Origin of the sequence: Heyndrickxia shackletonii (assembly GCF_001420715.1) — a bacterium.
Taxonomy (GTDB): domain Bacteria; phylum Bacillota; class Bacilli; order Bacillales; family Bacillaceae_C; genus Margalitia; species Margalitia shackletonii.
On sequence record NZ_LJJC01000006.1, the window covers coordinates 707309 to 725460 of the forward strand.

At 35.6% G+C, this 18152-nt stretch carries 15 protein-coding genes and 1 rRNA gene; 15 read left to right on the top strand and 1 reads right to left on the bottom strand.

Translation table 11 applies throughout. From position 1 onward, the window contains the following. Positions 1-373: 373 nt before the first annotated feature. Positions 374-874, top strand: coding sequence for a hypothetical protein (locus tag AN964_RS21610; RefSeq protein ID WP_055741854.1), 501 nt, complete (start codon positions 374-376; stop codon positions 872-874). A gap of 304 nt (positions 875-1178) precedes the next feature. After that, positions 1179-2180 carry a DUF3231 family protein gene (locus tag AN964_RS21615; RefSeq protein WP_055741855.1) on the top strand — a complete coding sequence of 334 codons (1002 nt, stop codon included), beginning with the start codon at positions 1179-1181 and terminating at the stop codon, positions 2178-2180. 98 nt (positions 2181-2278) lie between these two features. On the opposite strand, the gene AN964_RS21620 is transcribed toward AN964_RS21615, so the two are convergent. Next, a complete protein-coding gene (locus AN964_RS21620) occupies positions 2279-3166 on the bottom strand; it encodes a LysR family transcriptional regulator (protein WP_055741856.1) in 888 nt (295 codons plus the stop codon). A 153-nt stretch (positions 3167-3319) separates the two neighbouring features. On the opposite strand from AN964_RS21620, the gene AN964_RS21625 reads away from it, so the two are divergent. The 13 genes from AN964_RS21625 to AN964_RS21685 form a co-directional block, all read left to right on the top strand. Then, positions 3320-4060, top strand: coding sequence for an acetoacetate decarboxylase (locus AN964_RS21625; protein WP_055741857.1), 741 nt, complete (start codon positions 3320-3322; stop codon positions 4058-4060). 94 nt (positions 4061-4154) lie between these two features. After that, entirely contained in the window at positions 4155-5192 is a 1038-nt protein-coding gene (locus tag AN964_RS21630) for a ketopantoate reductase family protein (protein ID WP_055741858.1), read from the top strand. Positions 5193-5308: 116 nt separating this feature from the next. After that, on the top strand, positions 5309-5980 hold the full coding sequence (locus AN964_RS21635) for an HAD family hydrolase (RefSeq protein ID WP_055741859.1): 672 nt from the start codon (positions 5309-5311) through the stop codon (positions 5978-5980). Positions 5981-6322: 342 nt separating this feature from the next. Continuing rightward, on the top strand, positions 6323-8518 hold the full coding sequence (locus AN964_RS21640; protein WP_055741860.1) for a sensor histidine kinase: 2196 nt from the start codon (positions 6323-6325) through the stop codon (positions 8516-8518). Further along, the gene (locus tag AN964_RS21645) at positions 8499-9146 is read left to right on the top strand and encodes a response regulator transcription factor (RefSeq protein WP_055741861.1); all 648 of its coding nucleotides are present in this window, start codon (positions 8499-8501) and stop codon (positions 9144-9146) included. Before AN964_RS21640 ends, AN964_RS21645 begins: the two co-directional genes overlap by 20 nt. Before the next feature lie 232 nt (positions 9147-9378). Continuing rightward, entirely contained in the window at positions 9379-10608 is a 1230-nt protein-coding gene (locus AN964_RS21650; RefSeq protein ID WP_055741862.1) for an MDR family MFS transporter, read from the top strand. A gap of 13 nt (positions 10609-10621) precedes the next feature. After that, positions 10622-12409 (top strand): ABC transporter ATP-binding protein, encoded by a 1788-nt coding sequence (locus AN964_RS21655; protein ID WP_055741863.1) that lies wholly within the window; start codon positions 10622-10624, stop codon positions 12407-12409. 404 nt (positions 12410-12813) lie between these two features. Next, entirely contained in the window at positions 12814-13749 is a 936-nt protein-coding gene (locus AN964_RS21660) for a class I SAM-dependent methyltransferase (RefSeq protein WP_235950793.1), read from the top strand. 349 nt (positions 13750-14098) lie between these two features. Further along, positions 14099-14965 carry an efflux RND transporter periplasmic adaptor subunit gene (locus AN964_RS21665; protein WP_055741864.1) on the top strand — a complete coding sequence of 289 codons (867 nt, stop codon included), beginning with the start codon at positions 14099-14101 and terminating at the stop codon, positions 14963-14965. Between the two features lie 2 nt (positions 14966-14967). Further along, on the top strand, positions 14968-15657 hold the full coding sequence (locus tag AN964_RS21670; protein WP_055741865.1) for an ABC transporter ATP-binding protein: 690 nt from the start codon (positions 14968-14970) through the stop codon (positions 15655-15657). Next, on the top strand, positions 15650-16822 hold the full coding sequence (locus tag AN964_RS21675) for an ABC transporter permease (protein ID WP_055741866.1): 1173 nt from the start codon (positions 15650-15652) through the stop codon (positions 16820-16822). The genes AN964_RS21670 and AN964_RS21675 overlap by 8 nt, the downstream gene beginning before the upstream one ends. Before the next feature lie 452 nt (positions 16823-17274). Next, positions 17275-17577 carry a DUF4190 domain-containing protein gene (locus AN964_RS21680; protein ID WP_055741867.1) on the top strand — a complete coding sequence of 101 codons (303 nt, stop codon included), beginning with the start codon at positions 17275-17277 and terminating at the stop codon, positions 17575-17577. Positions 17578-18075: 498 nt separating this feature from the next. After that, a 16S ribosomal RNA gene (locus tag AN964_RS21685) occupies positions 18076-18152 on the top strand; the annotation flags it as partial.

An 18152-nucleotide genomic window follows, 5' to 3' on the forward strand; every position in this document is an offset into this window, starting at 1 on the left:
ATTCCTCCTTTTAACGAATATATACGGGATACTATCAGGTTTTGCGTGCAAAACCGTCTAGTAGACGATAGCATAAAGTAGCCACCGATAAGAAGTTACATATTTATTTTAACAAATGCGGAATAATTATTCTTTGATAAAGGCTCTTTTCTTAAACTTTGTTGCCTTTTCATCAATAACATAATAAAATTCTCCGTTTAGCTTGGAACAGTAGATACCCCGAAACGATATTATTTCAGTTTTACACTAAAATCGAAAAGCAAATATTTTTACGAAAACAGCCTTATGAAAATGTTTCATTATTAAAAGTAGGAGAACAGTATAAAATAAGAAGGAAAAAATGATTCTTAGTTTGAAAGGGGGTTCAGGCAGGATGTTTTTATTCATTGCGATTATTATCATCATTTTGTTGATCCATTTTTTTATCATTCGTCCATTGATGCTGCGTAACCGGCCGCAAGTTTACGAACCGAGAAGAAATATATATAATGAGCGTCCGGATTATTATGGGCCGGCTAATTCCTGGAACACAGGAGGCATAGGGATGGGACGATTCGGCACTTTTGCAGGTGGGTTGGCAGCGGGTGCTTTACTGACCTATTTATTAGAACAGGGCAGAATTGGATTTGATCAGTACCAATCGTTGCAGAATCTCGAGGATCATGAACTATTGCGAGAATTAGAAGACCAAAATATCTTACAGCAGGATGAAATCAATCAACTGCGGGAGGGAATGGATCGGGAGCCACAGGATGATTGGAATCAGGATAATGGGGACCGTAATTTTGACAGTGTTGATTACAATCCCAATGACCAACAAGATAACAATGATTTTGGCGGATGGGATGACAATTCAGATGATAACTGGGTGTAGATATATAAAGGTAAAAGAGCTGAAGATCAACGAAATCGACAGCTCTTATTTATTTGTTTGACTAAACTGGAAACTAAGCTTTTTTACTTAAGTAATCAGTTATTTGGTTAATGTGATGGTGATCGTGTTGGGGGAATTCATTGATGATGTATAGAAAATACATCTCAGCTTCTTACTTCATAAAGCTAGTAATAGAGGCTTTTTCATGAACACATATAAGAAATAAAGTCGGGAAAAATACCTTTTAATACAGTGGAAAATGTTGAGGATGATTTTTTAGTATCAATTTTGGAGGTATGTAAAATTGGGCGAGGATACCATTCGATTGACATCAACGGAAATTACAAATTTGTTTATCCAATATATTCAGGAAACAATGTCCATTTGTATTTGTAAGCATGTTTTATTAACGGTGAAGGATCCTGAAATACACGCCTTGTTTGAATTTACTTTAAGCTTGTCAGAAAAACACAAGGAAAGAATAAAAGAATTTTTTGCATTAGAAAAATTCCCTTTGCCAAATGGACTTACGGATAAAGATGTAAATCTGGAGGCTCCACCCCTATTTTCGGATGTTTTTTGGTTACATTACTTACATACGATGACGAATCATGGTTTGACTGGATATAGTCTTTGCTTTGGAACTTCTTCAAGGAGAGACATTCGAGATTATTATTTTCAATGTAATATGGATGCTATGGAAGTATATAACCAATCCGTGGATATTCTTTTATCTAAAGGGTTATATGAACATCCTCCTAATTTCTCTACCCCGCAAAAAGTTGAATATATTACAAACATAGGTTACGCATTAGATGTAATTGGAAAGAAAAGGCCATTGAATTCAGCAGAAGCTGGGAATATTTTTTTAAATTTGACAAAGACTCGTTTAGCAAAGGGGATATGTCTCGGATTCAGCCAAGTTGCAAAAAACAAGGAAGTTCGTAAACATCTTGAGAAAGGTTTAATCACGATTAATAAAAACTATGGAACTTTTTCTACACTGTTAAGAGAAGAGAATCTTCATATTCCGAGTCTTTTGGACACTCATATTACAAATTCAAAGGTTGCACCATTTTCAGATAAATTAATCATGATTAATGCTGGATTTCTTTTAGGAGCTTCCACGTCGTATTACGGAACAGCTTTAGTTTCAAGCTTGCGAATGGATGTAGTTGGGTATTGTGAGGAAGCCATTTTAGGAGTATTCAAGCTTTTGCCTAATTACGGGAAAATTGTTATTAAAAATGGCTGGTTTGAAAAACTACCTGTAGCGGATGATCGTAGAGAACTGCCTACTGATTGAAAAGAAAATATTTAAATGGAAAATAAACGATAAAGTTTAACAAATACATATTATAAATCGTACTAGTTTGAAGAAACAGGAATCTTTTGCAAATTCTTTCATTCAACTTTGAACTTTTCATCGTTCTCTTTAAAGTAAGAAATAATGAAATCACGGAAGTTTCTTACCGTAGAGGATAATATTTTATCATTCGACCAGGAAAGCCCGACAGTAAAGGCAGAATCCATATCGGCAATTTTTATATAATGTAAATTAAACTTTTTGCAGACTGAAATCGGAAGAAGTGCTACACCTTGATCGAGTTTGATTATTTCTAACAAAAGATCCCCGTCTACTTCAAAAATATTGTTTGGTGTGAAACCAGCTTTTTGACATAACTCCGTTGTAAAACTGATGTACTCTTTGTGATTGGCCAAAGAAATAAAAGATTCATTAGCAACTTCGCTTAACAAAATCTCCGACTTAGCTGCAAGCTTGTGATTTAAAGGTAAGACAAGCACGATATCTTCGTCAACAAGCACACAACTTGCTATCGCTTCGTCCGTTATGGGAGGACATGCTATCCCTAAATCAATGTCTCCTTTTTTCAAGCTTGTCAGTATCTCACTTTTTACTCCTATCCCCTGTTGTATTTTCGTATTAGGATACCGGGTAATATATTCACTAATTAATCCTTTTAGGAATCTTGGGTTGGAAATCGATATTTTAATGGTACTGGAATTGTCCTGATCCTGAGATTGAATTTCCATTTTTGCATTTTCAATTTCGGTAAAAATCTTGTTCACATGTTTCAAAAGAATTTTTCCTGTCGAACTCAACCGGATATTTCTCCCTTTCCTGTCAAATAAGGTTGTACCTAATTCATCTTCGAGTCTTTTTATCGTTAGACTTAATGAAGGCTGTGCGATATTCAGTTGTTTTGCTGCCTTAGAAATATGCTCTGTATAGGCTACTGTCTGAAAGTATTTTAATTGAAGCAACTCCATTTATTAGTGCACCTCATTTATTTTAATAAATATATTTATATTAAATGTAAATTCAGGTTTAAGATGATATTAGAGGTAGTTGGTAAAAGAGGAAATGCTAATTACCATAATGTAAATTACTGTACCAAAGTAAAAAAGGAAGGTGTCATTCGGATGAAAAAGGAAGATGTGGTTAAGCAGTTTACGACTCCATTAGATGCAGGCGCGTATCCTTTGGGGCCGTATCGTTTTTATAATCGCGAATACCTGAACATTTTATATAGAACCGACCTTGAAAGCTTGAGAAAGGTCGTTCCAGAACCATTAGAGGTTAAAGATCCTCTTGTAAGATTTGAAATTATGAAAATGCCGGATGTAACAGGGCTAGGATCTTATACAGAATGCGGACAAGTAATACCTGTCAGCTTTGAAGGAGAGGAAGGTGATTATCTCCATGCAATGTATGTAGATAGTTTTCCTGCCATCGCTTCAGGCCGGGAAATTGCGGCTTATCCTAAGAAACTTGGCAAGCCAAGTTTGTATGTGGATTCTGATACCTTAGTGGGAATCTTGGATTATGGTACTTTACGAGTAGCAACAGCTACCATGGGCTATAAGCATTTCCCGCTGGATCATTCGGAGGCATTAAAAGAGATTGTTAAACCAAATTATATGTTGAAAAAAATGCCTGGTTATGACGGGTATCCAAGAATTTGTGAATTAGTACGAAGTCAAATTACCGATATCAAAATACTCGGTGCTTGGTCCGGTCCAGCAAGACTGGAACTGTTTGCACACGCTCTTGCGCCGATGGCTGATTTACCAGTTCTTGAAGTCGTTTCGGCTTCGCACATCTTAACAGAGCTGTCTTTAGCATCTCCAACAGTTATATATGATTATTTAGCTGAAAAGTAAAGGTTTTAATGAAATTTGAAATAAACCGACGGATTTCATGGTAATAAAAGTGTATATTAAAACATCTTGGAACCGTCATCTAGGAGGAATTCATATGAGAATTGCAATATATGGTGCAGGTTCATTAGGAACCATCGTAGGTGCTTATCTTTCTAAAGGCAATCAAAATGTTGAACTGATTGATGTAAATCAAGAACATATCAATACTTTAAATAGTTCAGGTGCAACTATTGTTGGTACAGTTAATGAAAACGTACCTGTTAAAGCCATCACTCCGGAAGAAATGAGCGGCAGTTACGATCTTGTCCTTCTATTAACCAAACAAATTTTTAATAAGCAAGTTTTAGAGAATATTAAACCATACCTAAGTAAAAATGGTGTATTACTTTCACTTCAAAACGGTGTTCCGGAAGAAGCCGTTTCTGCAATTATTGGCAAAGATAAAGTGATCGGCGGTTCTGTGGAATTCGGTGCGACATGGGTTAAACCTGGTGTTTCTGAATTAACTTCCGCCGAACCTGCCTTTAAGGCTAATGCTTTTCAAATTGGCGAGTTGGATGGAACGATTACGGAACGAGTTCAAAAGATTAAAGAAGTATTAGACCTTGTAGGTGGGACGAAAATATCTACCAACCTTGTAGGAACAAAATGGTCTAAACTCATGATAAATATTGCAATGAGTGGTACTTCAGCTGTTTTCGGATGCACATATGGAGATGTTTTAAACAATGAAACGGCATTAGAAACCGCTATTCGATTAGCGGATGAAACCATTAAAGTAGGGCATTCCATTGGTGTCAAGTTTGTAAAAATGGGCGGTCTTGAAATTGAAAAGTTCAATCTGAATAAAGATCGAAGCAACTTAAATGAAGCCGCTGAATACGCTAAGGTTGCCTTTCAACCGCAAGCTTTACTAAAGGCAAGCATGCTTCAAGATCTTGAAAAAGGGAAAAAGTGTGAAATTGATTATATAAATGGTGTTGTATCTTCGAAGGGGAAAGAAGTAGGAATTTCAACCCCATTCAACGATTTACTAGTGGAACTTGTTCATAAAGCTGAACAAGAAAAATCAGTCCCAGATTTTGATACAAATATTGTTTACTTTAATGAGCTAATCGACAAAGGTATATAATTAGAAAGAACCGTCCAAAAAGGGCGGTTTTTATTTTGTATCGCTAAGAAGGAAATCCCATTAATGAAACCGAATAGGAGAAGGAGCATAAAATAATAGGGAGAGTCGAAATAAAATTGGTCAAAGCAGCTATATTTGATTTAGATGGAACTTTGTTAAACAGGGATGAATCGGTAAAAATGTTCATCCATTCACAATATAATAAGTTTAAGAAAATATTAGGTCATATTCCGAAAGAGATATACATTACTAGATTTTTGGAATTAGATAATCATGGATATGTGTGGAAAGATAAGGTATATCAACAACTAGTAGATGAATATAAGATTACAGAGATATCATGGGAAGAACTACTTTATGATTACATTTGTACTTTTAAACATCATTGTGTATCATTTCCTAATCTCATCAGTATGTTAGAAAATTTAAAGAGGATGGATCTTAAATTTGGCATGATCACAAACGGAAAAGGGCAATTTCAGTTAGGGAATATTAAGGCGCTTGTTATTGAGAAGTATTTTGACACCATTTTAATATCAGAGTGGGAGGGAATAAAGAAACCCGATCCGCAAATATTTAAAAAAGCCCTAGCACAACTGAATGTTTCACCTAAGGAAAGCATATTTGTGGGGGATCATCCTGAAAATGATGTGAAAGCTTCGCGAAATGTCGGAATGATTGGAATTTGGAAGAAGAATTGCAGCGAGGGTAATATAGAAGCGGATTTCACCATTCATGATTTAGGTGAGCTGCCAGTGATCATTAAAGCTTTAAATGCAGAACGTTAAGTTATTAAAACTTGATGGAGTACCTACAACTCCTATGATATTTTCATGTAAAAAAACATGAAGCAAAAATGTATAAGGAATATTATAAAGAAGTCCAAGGCAAACAGTATAAGCAAATGGATATTCATAACTAAATTAATAGAACCGGGCAATGTTTTTCCCGGTTTTTCTTATTGTTTTATTCTTTGAAAGAAAATTTCCAATCCATAAAAAGGATTTAAAACATAGAAAAGTCTTGCGGACATTCGCCATATTTTTGCGTGATGAAAGCTTGCTGCCTTCTATATAATAGTCACAAAAGTATCGATTTAAAAGACAAATAAGAAAGGAGTTGTACTGAAAATGGAGGATGCGCAAAAGGAGTATGAGATTTACAAAATAGTGGCAGAAAACACATTAGATATCATTGTTCTGGTTGATAATGATGCAATTGTACGATATGTATCTCCTTCTATCCACTTAACTTTAGGTTATACGGTTGAACAGTACGAAGGGATGGATGCATTTACTATTATTCATCCTCAAGACCAGGAACGTGTTCGATTATCTCATCAACAAGTTATCCAATCAAAAACATCAGTGGAACTAGATTACCGTATATTCCATTCACAGGGCTCCCTCCTCTATGTAGAGACACGGGTAAAACCGGTTTTAGACGAATTCGGTGATGTTAAATACGTCGTTGCTGCAGTTCGAGATATTACAAAGCGGAAAAAGACAGAGCAGTTGCTGGAAAATATCCTTGAAGGTGTAAACGCAGCTGTTATGTCGGGCGATAAGGACTTTCATCAATACTCCTTTTGTTCGGAAAGCATTGAGAAAATAACGGGGATCCCGAGGCGTGAAATAATCAATAACCCGATACGGATACATGATCATATTCATCCTGATGATAATGAAATGCTAATGGGGGAAACAAAGAATACCCTGGATATGGGAATACCAGTGAATAAAATCATTCGGTTTATCCACGTTGATAACGAAATAAAATGGGTGAGGATGATTATCCATCCGTTCTTGGACAGCAATGGTGCAATTGAAAGGTTAGATGGAATTTTGCTGGACATTACCGAAAAGAAACGCTCAGAGCTGGCAATTGAGGAAAGTGAACAAAAATACAAATCATTATTTGAAAACAATTTGGACGGTGTTTTTTCCATCGATTTAAAAGGTAATTTTGTAAATGCTAATCATTCATTTGAAAAAATTACTGGTCTCGAAAAAGATAAGCTATCTGACCGTTGTTTTATAGGATTAATTTTTGATGAAGATCATATTCCTGTTTATGAAATGCTGTCTGAGGTGATGAAAAAGAGAGAACCAAGAGATGTTGAATGTCGTATCACTGGAAATGGTAGTGGTTTGCGGATTGTCAATATAACCTTTGTGCCAATTTTTCTTTTTGGGGAACTTAATGGGGTCCATGGGATTGTAAAGGATATTACCGAGCGTAAAAAGGGAGAGCAAGAGTTAATCTATAGTCAAAAGAGATATAAGTTTCTTCAGCGAAGCATTAACCGTTTTTCTAATGACTTGGCTAATGTTATGAAGGTAACAGAATTAGAAAATCGGTTAGTGGAAGAAGTCAAAAATGTTTTACCAGTGAAAAATGTGTCAATAGAAGAAGTGCTGAGATGTGAGAATCCTACATTTAGAAGTATTAACGAAATATGGTTAAAAATAGGCGAGAAGGAACAGCAGGTCTATTTAAGAATAGAATTAAACCAAACCCTGCTTAAGATGGAGAAGGAATGGCTTGAAACAGCCATTCACTATGTCACTATACTTTATGATAACCTGCAGTTAATTGAGGATTTAATGAATCGTGTAGAAGAAATGGTAACGAATGACGAGACACCAAAATGGATGTTACGGCTTTTATTTAGACTTTCTGAAAAGGAAAGAGCATCTCTATCAAGTGATTTACATGATTCTGTTTTGCAGGACTTGATTATTTGGTATCGGAAGCTCGAATCTTTACGTTCATCCGCGCTTTTCAGTGAGGAGGTTAAGGGTGAACTATTTCAAATTGAAGAAGGGTTGCTCGATGCCATTCATCAAATTCGTATCACCTGCAATGAACTAAGACCACCATTTCTTCTGAAAATGGGGTTGGTAGAATCCTTAAAAAGTCTGTTTTCTTACACCAGAATGTTCTCCAATTATGAGATTGAGTTTTTAACTAGTGAGAAAGAAATAGTGCTAAATGAAGACCAGATTCTAGGACTCTACCGAATTGTTCAGGAGCTATTGAATAACGCATCTAAGCACTCAAAGGCTTCAAAGGTAACAATGAAACTTGGCTATTATAAGGATAAGATTCATTTTTGTTATAGAGATAATGGAATAGGGGCAGATATATCGCTTGTGGAAGGGTCATTTAACCATATGGGGTTAGCAGGTATTGAAAACCGGATTTTAAGCTTAGAGGGTGATATGTATATGAATTCGGCCCCACAAAAGGGCTTTCATGTAGATGTTTATATTCCTGCCACTATACAGCAAAAAGGGGAATACAATGGAAATATTACTAGTTGATGATCATCGATCGGTTGTTGAAGGGACTAAAATGTTAATAGAATCTGAGTCAGATATGAATGTGACGATAGAAACAGATGTATATTGTGTTTCTGATTTAGTCCGCCTCCATCATTTTGATGTTATTTTGTTTGATCTCTACATGCCTAATATTAATGGTGCAGATTTGGCGAAGCAAGTCCTCGGGCTTGTTCCAGATGCCATCATTCTTATATATTCCGGATTTGATATAGCGCCTCACTTTAATTTACTAATGGAATCCGGTGTCTCTGGCTTTATTTCCAAAACGTCAACTAGAGATCAATTGATTCAAGCTATACGAAGTGCGGCTAGAAAAGAGGCTATTATCCCGATGCAGTTATTGAAGCAGTTAAGACGTCAAGAAATAGTGGTGCAGAGTGATAAAAGTAATGAATCGGCAATAATCAGCAACAAAGAAGAAAATCTTCTTAGAGAATTGGCAAAAGGACATAGCAATAAAGAGATCTCCAAAACATTAATAATTAGCCAACGCTCGCTGGAATATAGTTTAACTGAGCTTTTTCAAAAGCTTGGTGTTAATTCAAGGGTAGAGGCAATTAAAAAAGCAAAAAGTTTAGGAATACTGCCAGCGGAAGACTTATATTAGGGAAAAAAGAAGTTAAATAGTAAAAAAAGAGTTTGAAACTTCATTTCAAGCTCTTTTTTTATGCCTTTATATAGGAAATCAACTGTTCTTTAGGGTGTTTTACTTGTGAAAGTCCATGCGGGCATACGACAAAATCATGCGGAGCTACTCAAAAAGTATGCGGGTGAAGTGACTTAAAGTCACCGTACAATGAGACATAGAAAAACAAGTCAACTTTAGCAGGGTGAGGAAGATGAATCGAATCTTAACTAACTTAATGGGATATCATCCAATTGTTCCTCTATTAATAGTAGGTACAGTATTCAGCAGTTTAACGACCTCCATTAGTTTAGTGTTTTTGCCAATTTATTTAATGAATTCAGCACACTTAGAACCGGTTACGATTGGGATGATTGTCGGAGCAGGTGCTTTAACGGCGACCATTGGCGGGTTTCTGGGAGGTACTCTTTCCGATTTTTTAGGCAGAAATCGATTGATGTTATTCTCATTACTCATTTTAGGAGCTGTATTTAGTGGATTTCTTTTAACGAGTAACTCGATGCTTCTTTGTTTATTAAATATTCTTCGCGGTCTTTTCTCTTCATTTTTCGTAACAATCTCGAAGGCATTAATTGCAGATTTGACTAAGAAGGAAAAGAGGACCAGGGTGTTTTCCTACCGATATATAGCGGGGAATATTGGTTATGCAGTCGGTCCGATTATTGGAACCTACTTTGGGATTGCGGGGAACAAAACGGCATTTCTTTTTACTTCACTGATTTATGCTGGATATTTTTTAATAATGGGATTTTTACTTCAATATAAGAATGCAACTAGTATGACGGAAGCCGAAGTGGTCGAAAAGGTAACGATATCACAGTCATGGAAGGTGTTTTTACGGGATAAGGTATTACTTCTTTTTATATGCGGAAGTATTTTACTCACAGCTGTTCACGGTGAAATGTCTGTCACCCTTTCCCAATATTTAAACAAAACCAATCCTCATCATGGCTTAAAGCTATTTGGTTATTTAATGAGCATCAATGGGATAACCGTGATTGCGACACAAGTGTTCATAACAAGATGGTCTGAGAGATTTAGACTTTTCAGCAGGATTGTTCTTGGAAGTTTATTATTTTCGATTGGAGAAATTGGCTTTGCTTTTTCACAAGAATCATGCGGTTTCATTTTGTCTATGGTCCTTTTCACCTTGGGGGAGATTCTGATCATTCCATCTGAATATGCCCAGCTTGATGAAATCACACCAAGGGGGATGCGTGGTATGTATTACGGAGCCCAGGGATTTAGTGATTTCGGCAATTTTATTGGGCCATGGCTTGGTGGAATAGTATTGGTTTCTTATGGCGGAAGGACGATGTTTTTAACATTTGCTTTGGTTTCTTTATTCAGCATCGGTTTCTATGCGTGGGGGCGGAAGCTATATTCTAGGCAATCACAACAGGTAACACAATTCAAATTATAAGGGGGTACTCAAATTGAATGATTTTAAACAATTTTTACCTTATGTGAGAAGAGTGAGCAAATTGTATATGATCGGATTTATGGGGAGTTTATTTCGTTTCTTAATTCCGCTGTTTGTTCCTCTGATTTTAAAATATATTTTTGATAGCTTGCTTCAAAATGAAGCATTGTCCAGCGTGGATAAGTTAGAAAAATTAGGTTTCATTGCTACCTCTATGCTTGCGGTTTTCTTATTTGTTCGTACACCAATGGAATATGTAAGACAGTTTTGCATTCATAAAGCGAATAACAATATTATTAAGAATCTTCGTAAGGACGCTTTTAAAAAAGTTCATGCGCTCGATGCTAAGTATTTTGCGGATAATAAAAGCGGGGAAATTGGCACACGTTTTTTTGATGATATTGAAAAGGTAAGAGGTTATTTAATGGCAGTTTTTGGGAACATTTGGATTGAAATGATCGTCCTGTTGTTTGTTGTGGTCGTGATGTTTACGATGAATATAAAGTTAGCATTGCTTTCAGTAGGACTTGTAAGTTTTCAGTTTATTCTCGCTCATATTCTATCTAAACGCTTTAAAATATCAACGCGAAATATGATGAAGTACCGATCTGTTATGAGTGGTTTTATTTTCGAAAAAATTCAAGGGGCGTTTGTGTCGAAGCTATTTGCTTCTGAGAAACGCGACAAGGAAGAATTGGATCAGCATTTAACACATTTTGATCGACTGACAGATAAGCATGCGAAGATAAATGCATTAATGCTTGCATTCGTTAACGTATTAAGTGATATGACTCCTTTTATAGTAGCGATTATTGCTAGCTTATTTGTTTTGAATGGAGATTTAACGGCCGGGAGTTTAATCGCATTTTTTGCATATGTGGATAAAATGAGGAGCCCAGTTGCGGCTTTGGTTAATGCTTATCCTGCTATCACCGAGGGAAAAGTTGCTTTACAACGGATTTTCGACTTTTTCAATACACCTTCCACGATTAAAGAAAAAGCAAATCCGCTTGAATTAAACAAATTCAATGATTCTATAAAACTCAAGAATGTCTCTTTTGCCTACAATGGTAAGGAAAAAGTGATTAGGAATGTGTCGTTAACAATGGAAAAGGGAAAAACGTATGCATTCGTCGGGGAAAGCGGTGGAGGAAAGAGCACAATCTTACAGCTTTTGTTAAGAATGTATGATGTAACAAATGGGGAAGTATTAATTGATGGGAAAAATATCAAAGATTATTCTCTTTCAAGTCTCCGAGAACATATGGGGATTGTAACACAGGAAAATTTCTTATACAGCACGTCCATTAGGGACAATATTAAGCTCGCAAAACTTGATGCCAGTGAAGAAGAAATGATTGCTGCAGCAAAGAAGGCTTTTGCTCATGATTTTATCACTGCTTTGCCAAATGGATACGATACAGAAGTAGGAGAAAGAGGTATCAAGCTTTCAGGCGGTCAGAAGCAGCGTATTGCCTTAGCTCGTGTATTTTTAAAAAATCCGTCACTTATTATTTTAGATGAAGCTACTAGTGCACTGGATAATGAAAGTGAAAAACTAGTGCAAGAATCCATTAATCGTTTTGATAATAATAAGACGGTTATTATGATTGCACATAGACTTTCAACCATTGTGAATGCTGACACTATTTTTGTGATGAAGAATGGAGAAATTATAGAAAGCGGCAGCCACCAAAGCCTTCTAAAGAGACAAGGCTATTATAAGGAGCTTTACTCGAAGCAAAATACTCCTAAGAGTGATGAATTAAAGCTTGTTTCAGGAATGCAAAAGAGTTATTAACTCTTTGTCAGTGATGTATTGCTTAAGAATTAGCAAATAATATCAGCTTTTTTAAAAAACATACTTCACTAGTACAGAATTATACCGGTAATCCGCAAAGATTCTGTGTGTTTTTTACAACAAAAAATATACGAAGGTCCCACTTTTTATATGGAGTTAATATTACTTATCATTTATTTTGCATTAGTGGGTTATGCAGTAAAAAATTTGTCAGCATCTATAAGCGACAGAACCAACAATAATGCTTCTGCGAATGCAAGGATAGAATGAGAATTAAATAAACGATAGGGATTGGTATGTCTTTTCAGTAGGTTGGAAAAGATGATGAGAAATCAAGTTTCCACATTCAGTGACATTGCAAAAAATATGTCTGATAGAAATGTTCTTAGAGGGGAAGAAGAATAATGTTCACTTTAGATGACTTTAAAAAGACGGTCGAACAACAGTTGATTCATAATCATGATAAGAGTCTATTTTATGAATTGGCAAATGGGAAAATGGTCATAAATCCTTCTAGGGAAACTATTCAACTAATTGTCCAAAAAGCGCAGGAGATTTCAAAATTTATTGAAGATACAAAAGTGGTGGGGACTTATCAACAATTACTACAGTTTATTGCCGATCAATCCATGAATTTATTTGTTGAAGTTAATCAATACTTAGATTTTAATAGTGAGAATTATGATAGACTCCAAAATATCTATAAGGATTTATTTGAATCCATTTGTGTGCTTGGGGATCAAAAAGAAATAACTCAGATAGAACTTGATCATTTGTTCTCTAATCACTATAAAAAACTACAGGCATTTTTATTAGAATCAAATGGTGCCGAAATATTAAAAAAGTACAAAGAATCACCAGTGTTGTTCAAGGTAGAGTGTGCCGAATATACTCCTGAGTTTCAATTGAAATTATTAAAAATCAATCTTGATACCATTAAACAACCTGTTTTAGATATTGGGTGCGGTCCACAAGCTCATTTAGTTCATTTCTTAAGAAAGAATGGAATCCAAGCTTTTGGGATGGATAGAAATGTAAACCCATGTGATCATTTATTAAAAATGAATTGGCTTGAGTGTGCCTTTAAATCCAACAATTGGGGAACGGTTATATCCCATATGGCTTTTTCGAATCATTTTACTCATCATCATTTAAAGGTGGATGGTAATTTCGAAAGTTATGCACATAAGTATATGGAAATATTACATTCATTAAAGCTTGGAGGAAGCTTTATTTATGCACCTGGTCTTCCTTTTATCGAAGAATTGCTAATAGAATCAAACAAATCATTTGCCGTTGATGCAAATGATTATTCAACTAATGTAATACGACTTTCATAAGAAAGATCGTTATTGTTATCTTTATCGGAATATTATTTATTAATTCAGGAAGAAAACAATTGATGAAGCCTAAAGCACAAATTCAAAATGTATAAAGATTATTGTACAAATACCTTAACACACTGTGTTAGGGTATTTCTTTTTAAGAAGATAACATCGATCTATTCTATAAAATCATGCGGAGATACCACAAATTCTTGCGGGATTACTCAAAATGTGTGCGGTTTTTAAGAAATTGAAAAATCATACAATGAAACCATCTAGTAATTATCTGACATGTAGAAAGTTTTCAGCTTCTAAAAGATTGATAGAAAAAGATGAGGTTACATCAAACAATGGAGGGAAGAAAATGAATACAAAGCAAAAGAAGAAAAGTAAAAAGAAGATAGTGATCTGGAGCCTTGTAGGGATTATCATCGTTACCATAGTTTCAGTGGTGTTGTTTCAACCTAAAGGTTCTGGCGATTTTGAAGAGGAAAAAGCACAAACTGGCAACATAACTACGTACTACAGCTTTTCAGGTGCAGTAGAAGCAAAAAACAGGAAGACTATTATTAGTGAAGCTCCAATGCAGATAAAAGAAATGAAAGTGAGGCCTGGAGATAAAGTCAAGAGCGGCGAAGTTGTGATGGTGACGAACCAGGGGGAGAAAATTAAGGCTCCATTCAAAGGGGAAATCTCCAAAATCTATGTAGAAGAAAACGCAGAAATCATGTCAGGAGCACAGCTTGTCGATATAGTAGATTATTCTGCCTTACAAACAAATGTAAAGGTTGACGAGTACGACCTGAAATATTTAAAAGTTGGCGAAAAGGTGAAGGTAACGATTAATGCGCTTGAAAAGGAAATACAAGGAACGGTTTCAGCCATATCTAAGGAAGCAACAAATGAAAACGGTGTATCTTATTTTACTGCAACGGTTGACCTTAATAAAGATCAAGCGATGAGAGTTGGTATGAGTACGGAGGCAAAAATATTGAAGCAAAACGCTAATGGTGTAACTACCCTTTCGATGAAAGCAATCAAATTTGATAGTCAAAATAAACCGTATGTTTTAATTCCCTCAGAAAAAGGAATGACAACCAAAAAATATATTCAGACGGGTATCAACGATGGGACCATAGTGGAGATAAAAAGCGGAGTGGAGGCTGGTGATGTGGTGATGATCTCCAGTAAAGATAATTCTCCTTCAATGATGATGCATGGAGGTAACTAATAATGAGAGAACAAATTCTCAATATGAATCAAATCAAGAAAACTTACCATATGGGCGATGAGGAACAAGTGGTTTTAAATAATATCAATATTACAGTAAATAGAGGAGATTTTGTTGCTATCTTGGGGCCATCAGGATCAGGAAAATCAACACTCATGAATATAATTGGCTGCCTTGATTCACCAACAAGCGGTGACTATTTCTTATCTAATCAAAAGGTTGATGAGCTTGATGAAGCCGACCTTGCTGCGATTCGTAACAAGGAGGTTGGTTTTGTGTTTCAGCAATTCCAACTTCTTCCCAGGCTCAGTGCAGTGCAGAACGTAGAGCTTCCACTTGTATATGCGGGTGTCACTGAAAAGGTACGCAAACAAAGGGCTGCCGACATGCTCGTTCGAGTTGGTCTTGAAGAAAAATTACACAATCGGCCTAATCAGCTTTCGGGAGGTCAGCAGCAAAGAGTGGCGATCGCCAGAGCGATGGTGACAGAGCCAACCATTCTACTAGCTGATGAACCAACTGGAGCATTGGATCAAAAAACAGGTTTTCAAATAATGGAGCTCTTTCATGAGATTCACCAAGAAGGAAAGACCATTATTATGATTACTCATGATATTGAAATAGCTAATCATGCGAGCAGAATTGTAAATATTTTAGACGGAAACCTTAGAGAGGAGTTCGCACATGTTTAAGGAAAATATCAAGATGGCATGGATGAATCTGATCCATAATAAAATGCGTTCCTTTTTAACGATGCTGGGGATTGTTATAGGTGTGGCTTCGATTATAGCTTTAATTACTATCGTTGAAGGCGCAATGAACGGAATGACGAGTGAATTCTCCTCGTTTGGGACGGATAAAATAACCATTCAGGCAATGGGGACACCACTCAAGAAGGGGCTAGTGGACAGTGACATACAAAGCCTTACAAAAATTGATCAAGTAGCAGGAGTATCTCCAACCCTTTCTGGAAAAACAACAGTCGTTTATAACGGGAAGGAGAAAAAGGATGTTACGGTACAAGGTAAAAATGATGTGTATTTTTCAAAGACAAAGGATTTAATAGAAACCGGCAGAGGTCTTAATATTCTTGACATCCAAAATAAGAATCAAGTTTGTCTCATTGGTTCTAATATTGCAGACGATTTGTTTTGGGAAGAAGATCCGATTAATAAAAAGCTTCTTATAGCTGGTGTGACATATACCGTGGTAGGGACATTACAGAAGTCGAATAGTTTTTCAGATTCCTCAAATAATGATGCGGTCATTATTCCTTATACCACCTCAATGGGGTTACTTGGCACTGGATATATGTCAAATGTAGATGTGTATATGAGCAATGCCAATGAATCCGAAAAAATAACGGAGGATATCGAATCGATCCTAAACCAGGCGTTCAATTATAAAGATAACAGTTTCACGGTCATGAATATGCAAGATATGATTTCATCGTTTAAAAAGATTACAACGATGTTATCCCTTATGCTAGGAGGGATTGCATCAATATCATTGGTTGTTGGTGGAATTGGAATTATGAATATGATGCTTGTTTCCGTAACGGAAAGAACGACAGAAATAGGTTTAAGAAAGGCTCTTGGGGCAGAGCCTAAACAAATACAACAGCAATTTCTCCTCGAGGCAGTTTTCCTTTCCCTTTTTGGAGGTACTATCGGCTTATTGCTAGGAGCATTAATCGCATTTGGTGTTTGCACGTTAATAGGTGCCAGTTTTGCACTTTCAGCGACAACTATATTATTAGCCTTTGGGTTTTCAGCAGCAATTGGTATTATTTTTGGAATTGCACCAGCAAGAAAAGCTTCAAAACTTAACCCGATTGACGCTTTGCGTAGTATTTAAAGGATAAACTATTTTTTTGCATCCATTTAAGACGAGAAAAAGTGCTTGCATCCCGTAGAAATTTGACCAAAGACAATTCATCTGCGGGACTAAAAACAAAGCAATATAGCATTAGGAAAGATTGTAAGTCATGGTACCTTAATGATTTTATAGGAAAGCGGATAATAGGGGCTTCACGGGAGAAAAATATAGAAACCCGCAAAATGGAAAAGTGTATACCTTTGAAAAATGATCATTAGAAGCAAATAATCGAATGGTAAACACATCTGAATGCAAATAACAGAAATATTTTTTGAAGAGTATGGTGAGAGGTTCTAATGGGGCAGTTTAAAAATAAACATAATTTGTATTGGACTTATCAAAGATGCATTGGAGAAAATTCAGTAACAATGTCTTTTTTTTACATTTACCTTAAGAATAAAAACGATAATAGAGGAAAGGGGGATATGTGTATGGTTGAAAGAGGTAAGACAAATAGCAAATCAGTAATTTCCTTAACGCTTGGAATTCTCTCCATTGTAATACCTTTTATTGGAGTAATACTTGGTATTATCGGAATAGTATTTTCAAGAATAGGAATAAAAGAAATTAAGGAGACGAATGAAAATGGAAGGGGACTTGCAACGTCCGGGTTTATTTGTAGCATTATTGGGATCGTCATTCATCTTCTTTGGATTTTATTTGCTATTCTTTCTATCTATATGTTTACCAACGTAGAGTACGAATTACAATTTATTTCAGTTTCATTTAACTAATGGTATCTTACGAAAATAAGTATTATGTACCATATTGAATAAAAATAGCACGATTATACTTAAGGAAGTATTAGGATAATCATTTTTTCTATTAAAGGATATTGAAAGGATATAATGATGCAGCATAACTTTTGTATCCTATTTAAGTGTATTGTTATTTGAGAAATAAGTTATGAGCAAAAGTTTAATTATATTTAATGAAAAAATCTATTGACCTTATTAAAGAATAATAGTAATATAATAAATGTCGTTAAGAGTTACCAACATATTAAACTTCTAATCATTAAAAAGTTGTTGACAAAATAGTTTGATGTCAGTATAATTAGTTACTGTCGCTGATAAGAAAAATTATTTCAAAAAAGTAATTGACGACAGAAGAAAAAAATGATAGGATATAATCCTGTCACAAAAAATAGTTCTTTGAAAACTAAACAAAACAGAAACGTCAACGTTAATTATAGTCTTTTATTTAAGACATTTTATGAGCAATCAAACATCTTTTTGGAGAGTTTGATCCTGGCTCAGGACGAACGCTGGCGGCGTGCCTAATACATGCAAGTCGAGCGGACTTTTAA